Here is a 13,106-nt window from a genome sequence, read left to right as displayed (position 1 = left end):
TCCGATGACCCGGCACCCACCGCCCTGAAGGCCCGTCACGACCTCATGATCGAGGCGTTCGGCGGCAAGGGCTACCAGGCGACCACTCCCGCCGAGGTCGCCACCGCTCTGCGCGAGGCTCTGGCTGCCGGCGGTCCTGCGCTCATCGACTGTGTGATCGACCCGACGGACGGCACGGAGAGCGGCAACATCGCTCACCTCAACCCCAAGGGCATCACGGCCAAGCACTGACCACGTCCCGCCACCACCGCATCGGGACGATTCACGAGGAAGAAAGCAAATATGACTGAACTGCCGCTCTCCGGGATAAAGGTCATCGACTTCACTGGCGTACAGGCGGGTCCGGCCTGTACGCAGATGCTCGCCTGGTTCGGAGCCGATGTGCTCAAGGTGGAGCGCACCACCGGTGGTGACGTGACGCGCAACCAGTTGCGCGACATCCCGGACGCTGACGCGCTGTACTTCACCATGCTGAACAGCAACAAGCGCTCGCTGGCCATCAACACCAAGTCCGCCGAGGGCCGGGAGGTCATGGAGAGGCTGATCCGCGAGGCGGACATCCTGGTCGAGAACTTCGCGCCGGGCGCCATGGACCGCATGGGCCTGGGGTGGGAGACGCTCCAGGAGTGGAACCCGCGTCTGATCTTCGGCTCCGTCAAGGGGTTCAACGAGGACTCGCCGTGGAACGACCTCAAGGTCTACGAGAACGTGGCCCAGTGCGCTGGCGGTGCCGCTTCGACGACCGGTTTCTGGGACGGCCCGCCGACCGTCAGCGGTGCCGCCCTCGGGGACAGCAACACCGGTATGCACCTGCTGATCGGCCTCCTCACGGCGCTGATCGACCGTGACAGGACCGGTAAGGGGCAGAAGGTGGCGGTGTCCATGCAGGACGCCGTGCTCAACCTGTCCCGGGTCAAGCTCCGCGACCAGCAGCGCCTGGACAGGGTCGGCTACCTGGAGGAGTACCCGCAGTACCCGAACGGCGAGTTCGGGGAGGCCGTGCCCCGCGGCGGCAACGCCGGCGGTGGCGGTCAGCCCGGCTGGGTCCTGAAGTGCAAGGGGTGGGAGACCGACCCGAACGCGTACATCTACTTCACGGTCCAGGAGCAGAACTGGAAGCGGACCGCCGAGGCCATCGGCCGCCCCGAGTGGGCCGAGGACCCGGACTACGCCACCGCCCGGGCCCGGCAGTCCCGTATCTTCGAGATCTTCGAGGAGATCGAGAAGTGGCTCGCCGACAAGACGAAGTACGAGGCGGTCGACATCCTGCGCGAGTGGGAGGTGCCCTGCGCGCCCGTGCTGAGCATGAAGGAGATCGCCGAAGACTCCGCGCTGCGCAAGAGCGGGACCGTCGTGGAGGTCGAGCAGAAGGGCCGCGGAACATACCTGACCGTCGGCAGCCCGATCAAGTTCTCCCGGTTCAAGCCGGACATCCAGGGCGCCCCGCTGCTCGGTGAGCACACCGACGAGGTCCTCGGCGGGCTGGGCTACGACGCGGGTGCCATCGCCGAGATGCGGGACAAGCAGATCATCATCTGAACGGTCGCGTGACGGAGCCGGCCCGGACCCCTGGTCCGGGCCGGCTCCATGCTGCACCCGGACCCTTCATCTGTATACTGAATACAGTATTCGCGATGGGTTCCATGATGATCGATCCTCCCCGACATGCGCTGCTGGTCCTGCCGGCCCGGCGCACCGCCGTGTGCGGTGCGCGGCACTTCGCCGAGACGCTGCTGCGCCAGTGGCGCCTCTGTGAGGACGACAGCTACACGGCGGCCCTCGTCGTCGACGAGCTGGCGGCCAACGCGGCCGAGCACGGCCATCGCCACATGGCGCTGCGCCTCAGCCTGGACACGGACCTCCTGCACATCACGGTGCGCGATCATGGAGGAGGCGTCCGGCCGCACCCCGACGGCGATCCGGACGAGCACGGCCGTGGTCTGCGGATCGTGGGCGCGCTCGCCACACGGACGGAGATACGGCGCGACGCCACGGGCTGGCGTGTCGCGGTGGACCTGCCTGTCACCCGCCCCGGACCCTGCACGGCCCCCACGTAGGCCCAGCAAACGCCCGAAGCGGCCGGACACGACGGTGTCCGGCCGCTTCACGGGTGCGGGCAGAGCAGGGCCTCCAGAGCGGTGAGCAACTCCTCCGCGGACGCGAACCGCTCACTGTGGTACGGAGAGATCGCCTGGAGCAGTACCTCGGAGAAGCCCGGTATGAGGTCGCGAACCCGCTGAACCTGGCCCGCGGGTCCTTCCGACGTACTCCCGGCGGGGGGTGCCCGACACCCTCCCATGGATGCTCTGGAAGCGTTCCCCTGCGCGGCGCAGGGGAACGCCGTCGTCGGCCACGCAGCGGGCAAGCCGCAGCCGTCCGGTCTCGGTCAGGGGTGCATCACGGTAGGGCACGAGGGCCTTCTGGCCTGGTGCCGATCTCGCAATCCACACCAGGCCACAAAGGACCTCACTTATTTCAAGATCCCTCACCCGAGACCTGCATCACCCGTCCACAACCTCCTGGACACGACACCTAGCCCGCCACCGTCACCTCACGTGCGGCCGGGGCCGCCTCGCGTCGGCTGTCGGTGCTGAGCGCGTGCAGGATGTCCTCCACGCTCTGCTTGGCGTCGCCGAAGAGCATGCTGCTGTTCTCGCGGAAGAACAGCGGGTTCTGCACGCCCGCGTAGCCGGAGGCCATGGAGCGCTTGAAGACGATGACTTGCTCCGCCTCCCAGACCCGTAGTACTGGCATGCCGGCGATGGGGCTGCTCGGGTCCTCGGCTGCGGCCGGGTTGACGGTGTCGTTCGCGCCGATGACCAGCACGACCGAGGTGTCGGCGAAGTCGTCGTTGATCTCGTCCATCTCCAGGACGATGTCGTAGGGCACTTTCGCCTCGGCCAGCAGCACGTTCATGTGCCCGGGCAGGCGCCCGGCGACGGGGTGGACGCCGAAGCGGACTTCGACGCCCCGCTCGCGCAGCTGTCGCGTCAGCTCCGCGACCGGGTGCTGGGCCTGGGCGACGGCCATGCCGTAGCCGGGGGTGATGATCACTGAGCGGGCCTGGGCGAGCATCTCGGCCGCCTCCGCGGCGCGCACCTCGCGGTGCTCGCCCTGCTCCTCGTCGCGGCTGGACGGCGCCTCGATGCCGAAACCGCCTGCGATGACGGAGATGAAGGAGCGGTTCATCGCCTTGCACATGATGTAGGACAGGTAGGCACCGGAGGAGCCGACCAGTGCGCCCGTGACGATGAGCAGGTTGTTGTCGAGCAGGAAGCCGGCCGCGGCCGCCGCCCAGCCCGAGTAGCTGTTCAGCATGGAGACGACGACGGGCATGTCGCCGCCGCCGATCGAGGCGACCAGGTGCCAGCCCAGGGCCAGCGCCAGCACGGTCACCGTGATCATCAGCGGCAGGTTCGGGCTGATGGTGAACCAGACCGTCAGCGCGACGAAGGCGCCGAGCGCACCGAGGTTCAGCGCGTTCTTGCCCGGCAGCATCAGCGGACGGGACTGGATTCGCGCCGAAAGCTTCAGGAACGCGACGATCGAGCCGGTGAAGGTGACCGCGCCGATGAAGATGCCGATGAACACCTCGGCGTGGTGGATGCCCAGCAGATCGGCGCCGATCCGGGTCTGCGCCTTGCCGTGCGACTCCACCTCCAGGTAGCTGTTCCAGCCCACCAGCACCGCGGCGAGGCCGACAAAGCTGTGCAGCACCGCGATCAGTTCGGGCATCTGCGTCATCTCGACCCGGCGAGCCCGCCACAGGCCGATCACCGCGCCGAGCGCCATGGCCAGCACGATCAGGGCCACCGGGCCGGCGGTGATGCTCTGCGCCGCCACCACGATCGTGGCGACCAGCGCGAGAGCCATGCCGGCGATGCCGTAGACGACGCCGGCGCGGGAGGTGCGGTGCTGGGACAGGCCGGCCAGGCTGAGGATGAACAACAGGGCGGCGACCAGGTTGGCCGCGTGGGAGGCCGTCATGGAGGTCATCTCGGCTCAGCCTTTCGAGAACATGGACAGCATGCGGCGGGTGACGGCGAAACCTCCGAAGACGTTGACGCTCGTCAGCAGGATCGCCACGAAGGACAGCGTGGTGACTATCCGGCTCTCGTGCCCGATCTGCAGCAGGGCGCCGATCACGACAATCCCGGAGATCGCGTTGGTCACCGACATCAGCGGTGTGTGCAGCGCGTGGTGCACCTTGCCGATGACGTAGTAGCCGATCACCACCGCCAGCGCGAACACGGTGCAGTTCTCGGCGAGTTGCGCGGGGGCGAAGGCCACCAGCAGGAACATCGCGAGCATGCCGAGCCCGATCAGGCCGAAGCGTCGCGCAGGCGTCAGCTTCGGTTGCTTGGACTCGGGCTTGGCGGGCGCGGTCGCGGGCTGCGCGGCGGGCACGGCCGAGACCGCGACGGGCGGCGGCGGCCAGGTGACATCGCCGTCCCGCACCACGGTCACGGCCCGCTGCACGACGTCGTCGAAGTCGATCGCCAGCTGCCCGTCCTTGCCCGGCGTGAGCAGCTTGATCAGGTTCACCAGGTTGGTGCCGAACATCTGTGAGGCCTGTGCGGGCAGCCGGGAGGCGAGGTCGGTGTAGCCGACGATGGTCACGCCGTTGTCGGTCACCACCGCCCGGCCCGCGACCGTGCCCTCGACGTTGCCGCCCTGGGCGGCGGCCATGTCGACGATGACGCTGCCTGGCTTCATGACGGCCACGTCCTCGGCCGTCAGCAGGCGCGGCGCCGACCGGCCCGGGATCAGCGCGGTGGTGATCACGATGTCCACGTCCTCGGCCTGCTCATGGTAGAGCTCGGCGGCGGCGCGGTCATAGTCGGCGGAGGTCGCTTTGGCGTAGCCGTCGGTGCTCGCCTCCTGAGCGACGTTCACCGGGAGGTACTCGCCGCCCAGCGACTTCACCTGGTCCGCGACCTCCGGCCGCGGGTCGGTGGCGCGCACGACAGCGCCGAGGCTGGAAGCGGCGCCGATCGCCGCCAGGCCCGCCACACCCACGCCGGCCACCAGGACCTTCGCCGGCGGCACCTTGCCTGCCGCGGTGACCTGGCCGGTGAAGAACCGTCCGAAGACGTGCGCGGCCTCGATGACCGCGCGGTAGCCGGCGATGTTCGCCATCGAGGACAGCACGTCCATCGACTGTGCGCGCGAGATGCGCGGCACCGCGTCCAGCGCGAGGGCGGCCACGCCGGCGTCGGCGAGCGCCTGAAGCAGCTCGGGATTCTGCGCCGGGGCCAGCAGAGCGACCACGGTCGCGCCCTCGCGCAGCCGGGCGATCTCCGAGCCGGAGGGGGCGTTCACCTTCAGAACGACATCCGCGTCCCAGGCCTCGCCGACCTCCGCGCCGGCATCGACGTAGGCCTGGTCGGCGAAGCCGGAGGCCTCACCGGCCTCGGGCTCGACCACGACCTCGTAGCCGAGCCCCAGCAGCAGACGCACCGTCGCGGGGGTCGCCGCGACGCGCGTCTCCCCGGGGACGGACTCGGCGACCACGCCTACGCGCTGGGGAGGATGGTGTGCGGGTTCTTGAGCAGACATGTCCTGTATCTCTCGTCAGGGTAGGGCTCGAGGGGGATCTGCCATCGCTGGAACCTACCCGCCGGACGGATGCGGGCCAACGCGAGCAGACCGCGATGTGCTTCACCTTGCGTACCGGCCGAGAACGATCACATGTGCTTCTCCCTGGCTGGGTGGGGGAGTTTCCCGCCCGTCAACGGGCCACCGCGGAAACCCTCGGTCGGACGAGGATAGTAAGGATCGAATACTGTATGCAATGCCTAAGGCATGTGGCCTTCTGATTACGTAGCGTTGATAGACATGCACGGAAAGGGCTGAATACAGTATGCAGTCTTCAATCGAGAGGAGTCGCCATGAAGATCGCAGTCCTCGGGGCCGGTGCGATCGGTGCGTACGTCGGTGCCGCACTGCACCGGGGCGGTGCCGAGGTCCACCTCGTCGCCCGTGGCGAGCATCTGCGTGCCATGCAGGCCGACGGGGTCCGCGTGAACAGTCCGCGCGGTGACTTCACGGCCAGGCCGCACGCCACGGACGACCCCACCGAAATCGGCCCGGTGGACTACGTGTTCCTCGGGCTGAAGGCGCACTCGTATCCGTCCTGCGGGCCGCTCGTCAAGCCGCTGCTCGGCGATCACACGGCTGTCGTGGCCGGGCAGAACGGTATCCCCTGGTGGTACTTCCACCGGCTGGCAGGGCCCTACGAGGGCCGACGCGTGGAAGCGGTCGACCCGGGCGGCGCCACCAGCGCGGTCCTGTCGCCGGAGCGGGCCATCGGCTGTGTCGTCTACCCAGCCACCGTCATCGAGGCGCCCGGAGTGATCAAGCACTTGGAAGGCACCCGGTTCTCCCTGGGGGAGCCCTCGGGTCACGTCTCCGAGCGCTGTACGGCGCTCAGCGAAGCCTTCATCGCCGGTGGTCTGAAGGCGCCGGTCGAGCCGAATCTGCGCGACGACATCTGGATCAAGCTCATGGGCAACGTCGCGTTCAACCCGCTCAGCGCGCTCACCCGGGCGACCATGGTCGAGATCTGCCGTCACCCCCAAACACGGCGGCTGGTCGCCCAGTTGATGGAGGAGACCCTGGACATCGCGGCCCGGGTCGGCAGTGAGCCGGACATCTCCATCGAGAAGCGACTGCGCGGTGCCGAGGGGGTCGGGCATCACAAGACCTCGATGCTGCAGGACCTGGAGGCCGGCAAGCCGCTCGAACTCGACGCCGTGGTGACGGCGGTGGTCGAGATCGCCGACATCACCGGCGCCGAGGCGCCCACCCTGCGGGCCATCCACGCGGCGACCGACCTGCTCGCGCGCCGCAATGCCGAGAGTGCTTCAGGTGCCGGAGCCCAGCCCGGCGCCCTCCCCGCGTGAGCATCCGTCCCTTGCAGGCGTATTGCATACTGTATGGAGTCTACGCATCCTGATTCCATGGCTATCACCCAGACGCCCACCGCAGCCCAGGCCCTCGACATCCTCTTGACGGGCAACCGGCGCTTCGTCGCCGGAGATCCGCAGCACCCGAACCAGGACGCCGCGCGTCGCGCGGCTCTGGCGCCCGCTCAGCATCCCTTCGCCGTGGTGTTCGGATGCTCCGATTCACGACTGGCCGCGGAGATCATCTTCGACCGTGGTCTGGGGGACCTCTTCGTGGTGCGTACCGCCGGCCACGTGCTGGGTCCCGAGGTGCTCGGCAGCATCGAGTACGGCGTGGGCCAACTGGGCAGCCCGCTCGTGGTGGTGCTCGGACACGACGCGTGCGGTGCGATCCGCGCAGCGCGCACCACCCTCGACGGGGGACTGGCCCCGGCCGGGTACGTGCGCGACGTCGTCGAGCGCGTCACCTCCAGCGTGCTGGCCGCGCGTGCGGCGGGGCTGAGCGAGGAGCCCGACATCGTGGACGAGCACATACGGCACACCGTGGACCTGCTCCTCGACCGCTCACCCGCGCTCGCCGGCGGGCGGACCGCGGTCGTCGGCCTGTCCTACCACCTCGACGACGGACAGGTGCGCCTGGTCACCAGCCGCGGCCTGAACGACGTCGCAGCCGCCTGAGCCATTCGGGCTCGTCACACACGACGCCGCCTCATCTCCCTTCCACCCGAAGGGAGATGAGGCGGCGTCATGCGTCGGCGGCCGGTCAGCCGACGGAGGCCTCCTGCGGCTGCCTCAGCAACTGCGCGGCCGCGACGACCACGGGGTCCACGCCCTCCGCTCCGGCATCCACCAGCTTCAGCAGCCGGGTGGGCGAGCAGCGGGACGGCCTCCTCGGGTACGTGGCCCAGTTCGGCCTGGATGGCGTGCAATATCGGCAGCAACGGGCCGCGTGGCCCGCAATGCTCGGCCACGATCGCACTGATGGCGGCCTCCGTCGTCACGTCAGTGACGCTCGCCGTCATGGTTCCTCCCCCTCACCGTCGCGCACATGTGAATCCCTTGGCCTTGCTCGGATGGATCTCCGGGGGTGGTCATCGACGAGCCAGGCCACCTCGCCGCCCTGCTCGTACGGTATGAGCGCCCCTGTGGTCGTCCTCACAACTCATCGAATGCTGTATGCAGTCGTCCACCGTCGGGAGCGCGTGGATGGTCAGGTGAGTGCTTCGGCGCTGACCGGTTCGGTGGCCGCCGAACCCGCGGTCGGCAGCGTGGCCAGCCACTCGTGGACGGTGCTCAGCGCGTGAGTGCGCCTGCCGCCCTCCCGTCCGAGCCTCGCGCTCGCCGGGACCAGCACGGGGTCGGCGCAGACCGTGGACGTGCCGCTGCCGCGCGGGCCCGCGCCGTTGGGCCGAGCCGGCACGAACAGGCCGGGGGCGTCCGCCGGGACCAGCCAGAGGGTCGGCCTGTCGCTGCCGTCAACCGGGCGGGAGGACCAGATGTAGCTGTCGGCCTCGCCGGCCCCGACGACGTCGCGTTTCCGGGCGCGGAGCGCCACCACGTCGCCGGTGCGCGTCGCCGTCGAACCCGTCGGCGGAGCCGGGCAGCCCGAGCCGCCCGGTCCGCCGCCGTCGCTGACGTCGGTCAGAGCGAGGGTGCTGAGGTGATGGCCGGCGGCGACTTTCCGGCGCACCCAAGGCGTGCCGTACGCCTCGATGAGGGTGACAGCGGCGTAGTGGGACCGGAGAACAGCGCCGGTGGCCGGGCAGGCGCGGGACACCTCGGTCACGACCTCGGTGGCCTCGACGAGTCCGAGGCCCCCGCCGCCGAGGTGGGCGGAGATGGTGAGTCCGAGCAGTCCTGCCTCCCCGAGGGCGACCACTGAGGCGCGGGGAAACCTCTCGCGTGCGCTGGTCTGCTCGGCGGAGGGCTCGATGGTGCTGCTCAAGACGTAGGAGAGAGCGGAGCGGTACGACATGGGGCGGCTCCCTGAAGTCCGGGCGAGCGGGGAGCCTGCCAAGCCTCCCCTCGTAGATTGCATACTGTATGCCGTCTCGCTGACTATGCCGCCCCTTTGTTCGTTCTTGGGGAAAACCTCAACTTCCAGCCTGGGTCACTTGGATCACACAAGGGCTAAGGTCCCTCACTGCATACAGTATTCACTTCTTCCTGCCGTCCCATCGCGCTCCGCGACGAACGAGTGAGGTGACCCGGTGACCACCGCGATCAGCAAGCCCACCACTGGCACCAAGGCACTGGACGGTGTCCGTGTGCTGGACATGACTCACGTCCAGTCCGGGCCCTCCGCGACTCAACTGCTCGCCTGGCTCGGCGCGGACGTCGTCAAGCTGGAGGCGCCGTCCGGTGACATCACGCGCACACAGCTGCGCGACCTCCCGGACGTCGATTCCCTCTACTTCACGATGCTCAACTGCAACAAGCGGAGCATCACGCTGAACACCAAGACCGAGCGCGGCAAGGAGATCCTCACCGAGCTGATCCGCCGCTCGGATGTCATGGTCGAGAACTTCGGGCCGGGCGCGGTCGACCGTATGGGCTTCACCTGGGAGCGCATCCAGGAGATCAACCCGCGGATCGTCTACGCCTCCATCAAGGGGTTCGGTGACGGCCCGTACACCAACTTCAAGGCGTACGAGGTCGTCGCACAGGCCATGGGCGGCTCGATGGCCACCACAGGCTTCGAGAACGGACCGCCGCTGGCCACCGGTGCTCAGATCGGCGACACGGGGACCGGCGTGCACGCCGTGGCCGGCATCCTCGCCGCCCTGCTGCAGCGGGAGAAGACCGGGCGCGGTCAGCGGGTCAACGTCGCCATGCAGCACGCGGTGCTCAATCTGTGCCGGGTGAAGCTGCGCGACCAGCAGCGCCTGGCTCACGGGCCGCTCACGGAATATCCCAACGGAGACTTCGGCGACGAGGTGCCACGCTCGGGCAACGCCTCCGGCGGCGGCCAGCCAGGCTGGGCGGTCCGCTGTGCGCCTGGTGGCCCGAACGACTACGTGTACGTCATCGTCCAGCCCGTCGGCTGGAAGTCGCTCAGCGAGATGATCGGCCACCCGGAGCTGGCCGACGACCCCGAGTGGGCCACCCCCGAGGCGCGGCTGCCGAAGCTGGGCAAGATGTTCCAGCTGATCGAGGAATGGACGTTCACCCTGCCGAAGTGGCAGGTGCTGGAGAGGCTGAACGCGCACAACATTCCGTGCGGGCCGATCCTGTCCACCAAGGAGATCATCGAGGACGAGTCGCTCATCGCCAACGAGATGGTGGTGCGCGTCCCGCATCCCGAGCGGGGTGAGTTCATCACCGTGGGCAGCCCGCTGAAACTGTCCGACTCGCCGGTGGAGGTGACCACCTCCCCGCTGCTGGGCGAGCACAACGAGGAGATCTACATCGGCGAACTCGGCCTGGACGACGAGGACTTGAGGACGCTCAAGTCGAACGGAGTGATCTGAGCATGGCGCGGAGCCGGCGCCACTCGACGGAAGCGGCCCGGCATCCGCCGCTTCCGACCCGGCGACGCGGGCCCCCGCTGCGCCGCAACCCAATCTTCGACGGCGCGGACCGTCATGACCGGTCCGCATGACAGGTCCTGCTCGGGCACCGCTGCCCGGGGTCGGACCTCCCCGCATTGCACACGGAGTACCGACCAGGGGGCGCTGGTGAGTCTCTTGAGCAAGGGGAAAAGGCATGACAACTGCAACATCCATACCACCCGCATACCGGGAGATCACGGATGCGAACGGGCGCGTGTACCGCGTCGGCGAGAGCGCCAGGGACCTTCTGGGGGGTCCGCGCCTGCTGATGGTGGTGCTTCCGTGGGTGGCCATGATGGCCATCAGCGTCGCGGAATACGCCTTCGGCTCGGCCGAGGAGGTCCTGTCCTCGGCGCACGGCTGGTCGTCCACCAATACGTTCTGGGTCCTGGGCGTGTGGACGGTCTTCCAGGCGGGAGTGGCCTTCCCGACGGGAAGGCTGCGGGAACGCGGGATCCTCACGGCCCGCGGGGCCACGTTGGTTGGAGCCGTCCTGGCCGGGCTCGGCTTCTTCGCCCTCAGCTACGCGCCGAACGTGGCGCTGGCGATTCTGGGCTTCGGTGTCCTCGGTGGCGCGGGCGCCGGCATGGTCTACTCGACCTGCGTCAACATCGTCGGCAAGTGGTACCCGGAGCGGCGCGGCGGCAAGACCGGCTTCGTCAACGGCGGTTTCGCCTACGGGTCCGTACCGATGATCTTCGTATTCACCTACGCCTTTGACGCCGGCAACTACCGCACGGTGCTCGACTGGGTGGGCATCTACGTCCTGGTGTTCGTGGCGATCTGCGGCTGGTTCTTCAAGGACCCGCCCAAGAACTGGTGGCCCGAGGAGGTCGACCCGCTCCAGCACAGCAAGAACGCCAACGACAAGGCACTGTCCAAGAACCCCCCGGCCGTGCGCCAGTACGAGCCGATGGAGGCGATCCGCACCGGGATGCTCCCGCTGATGTGGTTCTGCCTGGTGCTGTGCTCCGGGGTCTCCATCTTCGGCATCTCCTTCCAGGTTCCGTTCGCGAAGGAGATCGGGTTCGGTCCGCTGGTGGTCGCCTCGTCGATGGGCATCATGTCCATCATCAACGGCACCGGCCGCGGCGTGACCGGCTGGGTGTCCGACCGGCTCGGACGCAAGCAGACGCTGATCCTGGTGATCCTCGTCGAGGGACTGTCGCAGTTCGGTGTCCTGTGGGCCGGTGACATCCGTAGCGAACCGCTGTTCCTCTTCTTCGCCTTCATCTCCGGTTTCGGCTCGGGCGCCTTCTTCCCGATGTTCGCCTCGCTGGTCCCGGACTACTTCGGTGAGAACAACAACGCCCAGAACTATGGTCTGGTGTACAGCTCCAAGCTGGTCGGTGGGCTGGCCGGCAGCGGTCTGGGCGCGACGGTCGTCGCGGCGTGGGGCTACTCCGGGGCGTACGCTCTCGCCGGATGCTTCGGGCTGGCGTCGGCGGCGCTGGCGATGCTGCTGCGGCAACCGGGCCACCCCACAGCCAGGCGAACCCGGGCGACCGCGCTGCAGGTCAGTAGTGAAACGGTCTAGCCCCGTGCCCGCGCCGTGCTGAACGGTGCACGCCGCGGACCGTCCGCCGTCCATCGGCGGACGGTCCGCGCCGGCGGATTCCTGCCGTCGCCTCCGGAAGCGTCCCGCGGTCACGGACGGCGTCCCGTCGTCACCGCTCGGTACCCGCGCGTTCGTGGTAGCTGGTGCGCGTGTGCTCGGTGTGGGCCCGCATCAACTGCTGCGCACGCTGCTGGTCGCCGGCCTCGATGGCCTCGATCATGGCCCGGTGCTCGACCCAGGACAGCGCGCCGCGGGTGCGGGCGACGGGCGTGTACAACCACCGCACGCGGCGATCCACCTGTGCGGACAGCTCTGCGAGCACCGAGTTCGCGGCGAGTTCCATCACGTACGCGTGAAAGGCGGCGTTGGCCGCGACCACGGCGTCGACGTCGTCGGACTCCAACGCCCGCTCGCCCGTCTCGCACAACTCACGCAGCCGCGTCGTGGTCTGCGGGGTGGCGTTCGCCGCCGCCAGTCTCGCCGCCTCGGCCTCCAGCAGGCCGCGTACGACGAGCAGTTGGTCGGCCTCCTCTTCCGTGGGGTCGTGCACGAAAGCGCCCTGCGCCGGTCGCAGGTCCACCCAGCCCTCGGTGTTGAGCCGCTGCAGGGCTTCGCGGACCGGCTGGCGGGAGACGCCGAGGTGTCCCGCGAGCTCGGTCTCGACCAGGTGCTGCCCGGGCTTGAGCGACCTGGTGACGATGAGCTCCAGGAGAGCCTCATAGACCCGCTCGCGCAGCGGGCCGGGTCGCTCCAGCTTCGGTACGGTGCCGGTCGGCAACGCCGCGAACGCCATGGCTCCACCCTCGGTAGCAGCTCAACCTAGCCTGGCATTGGTTTTCGTCTACAGTCTACACACTCGGCCGCGCGCGGCGTGAGCGTCTGTGACTGGCGGTGAAGAAGTCGCAGGCCAGGATCGCTTGGGCCTGGCTGCGCAGGAACGCGGCCCAGGTCTGACGGTCACGTTCGGGCTGCCCTTGCCGAAAACATCATCCCTGCACCCATGAGGGCCGGGCTTGTCAAGCGCGCATTGGGTCCCTGACCTCGGGTTTTAGCTGTTGAGTCGTACCGAGGGCGTTGGGCGTTCTTGGA

11 protein-coding genes and 1 pseudogene are annotated in these 13,106 nt (G+C 68.7%); 7 read left to right on the top strand and 5 right to left on the bottom strand.

What is annotated here, in order from left to right:
* The 3 genes from ACZ3TS_RS41205 to ACZ3TS_RS41195 all read left to right on the top strand — a co-directional run.
* Window positions 1-231, top strand: a 231-nt coding sequence (locus tag ACZ3TS_RS41205; protein ID WP_467627892.1) for a thiamine pyrophosphate-dependent enzyme, incomplete at its 5' end; no start/stop codon positions are given.
* A 51-nt stretch (window positions 232-282) separates the two neighbouring features.
* Window positions 283-1,539 carry a formyl-CoA transferase gene (gene frc / locus ACZ3TS_RS41200; protein WP_467627889.1) on the top strand — a complete coding sequence of 419 codons (1,257 nt, stop codon included), beginning with the start codon at window positions 283-285 and terminating at the stop codon, window positions 1,537-1,539.
* A 95-nt stretch (window positions 1,540-1,634) separates the two neighbouring features.
* Window positions 1,635-2,057 carry an ATP-binding protein gene (locus ACZ3TS_RS41195; RefSeq protein ID WP_467627886.1) on the top strand — a complete coding sequence of 141 codons (423 nt, stop codon included), beginning with the start codon at window positions 1,635-1,637 and terminating at the stop codon, window positions 2,055-2,057.
* A 162-nt stretch (window positions 2,058-2,219) separates the two neighbouring features.
* On the opposite strand, the pseudogene ACZ3TS_RS41190 reads toward ACZ3TS_RS41195, so the two are convergent.
* The 3 genes and pseudogenes from ACZ3TS_RS41190 to ACZ3TS_RS41180 form a co-directional block, all read right to left on the bottom strand.
* Window positions 2,220-2,411 (bottom strand): annotated as a pseudogene (locus tag ACZ3TS_RS41190) (IS481 family transposase); the annotation flags it as partial.
* Between the two features lie 121 nt (window positions 2,412-2,532).
* Window positions 2,533-3,996, bottom strand: coding sequence for a Re/Si-specific NAD(P)(+) transhydrogenase subunit beta (gene pntB / locus ACZ3TS_RS41185; RefSeq protein WP_467627884.1), 1,464 nt, complete (start codon window positions 3,994-3,996; stop codon window positions 2,533-2,535).
* Between the two features lie 6 nt (window positions 3,997-4,002).
* Window positions 4,003-5,559, bottom strand: coding sequence for a Re/Si-specific NAD(P)(+) transhydrogenase subunit alpha (locus tag ACZ3TS_RS41180; protein ID WP_467627881.1), 1,557 nt, complete (start codon window positions 5,557-5,559; stop codon window positions 4,003-4,005).
* Between the two features lie 332 nt (window positions 5,560-5,891).
* Between ACZ3TS_RS41180 and ACZ3TS_RS41175 the strand changes: the two genes are divergently transcribed.
* Window positions 5,892-6,905, top strand: coding sequence for a 2-dehydropantoate 2-reductase (locus ACZ3TS_RS41175; protein WP_467627879.1), 1,014 nt, complete (start codon window positions 5,892-5,894; stop codon window positions 6,903-6,905).
* 57 nt (window positions 6,906-6,962) lie between these two features.
* The gene (locus tag ACZ3TS_RS41170) at window positions 6,963-7,586 is read left to right on the top strand and encodes a carbonic anhydrase (RefSeq protein ID WP_467627876.1); all 624 of its coding nucleotides are present in this window, start codon (window positions 6,963-6,965) and stop codon (window positions 7,584-7,586) included.
* 532 nt (window positions 7,587-8,118) lie between these two features.
* On the opposite strand, the gene ACZ3TS_RS41165 is transcribed toward ACZ3TS_RS41170, so the two are convergent.
* Entirely contained in the window at window positions 8,119-8,883 is a 765-nt protein-coding gene (locus ACZ3TS_RS41165) for an acyl-CoA dehydrogenase family protein (RefSeq protein ID WP_467627874.1), read from the bottom strand.
* A 235-nt stretch (window positions 8,884-9,118) separates the two neighbouring features.
* Between ACZ3TS_RS41165 and frc (ACZ3TS_RS41160) the strand changes: the two genes are divergently transcribed.
* Together frc (ACZ3TS_RS41160) and ACZ3TS_RS41155 are read left to right on the top strand one after the other, a co-directional pair.
* Window positions 9,119-10,378, top strand: coding sequence for a formyl-CoA transferase (frc, locus tag ACZ3TS_RS41160; protein WP_467627871.1), 1,260 nt, complete (start codon window positions 9,119-9,121; stop codon window positions 10,376-10,378).
* Window positions 10,379-10,613: 235 nt separating this feature from the next.
* Entirely contained in the window at window positions 10,614-11,996 is a 1,383-nt protein-coding gene (locus ACZ3TS_RS41155; RefSeq protein WP_467627869.1) for an OFA family MFS transporter, read from the top strand.
* A gap of 130 nt (window positions 11,997-12,126) precedes the next feature.
* Here ACZ3TS_RS41155 and ACZ3TS_RS41150 read toward each other — a convergent pair whose 3' ends face one another.
* Complete coding sequence (locus tag ACZ3TS_RS41150; protein WP_467627866.1) at window positions 12,127-12,810, bottom strand: GntR family transcriptional regulator; 684 nt, start codon at window positions 12,808-12,810, stop codon at window positions 12,127-12,129.
* Window positions 12,811-13,106 lie beyond the last annotated feature (296 nt).

The organism is Streptomyces sp. NPDC022910, assembly GCF_055561075.1.
The sequence above is the reverse complement of the archived record's forward strand: the minus strand, read 5'-3'. Positions and strand labels throughout refer to the sequence as shown.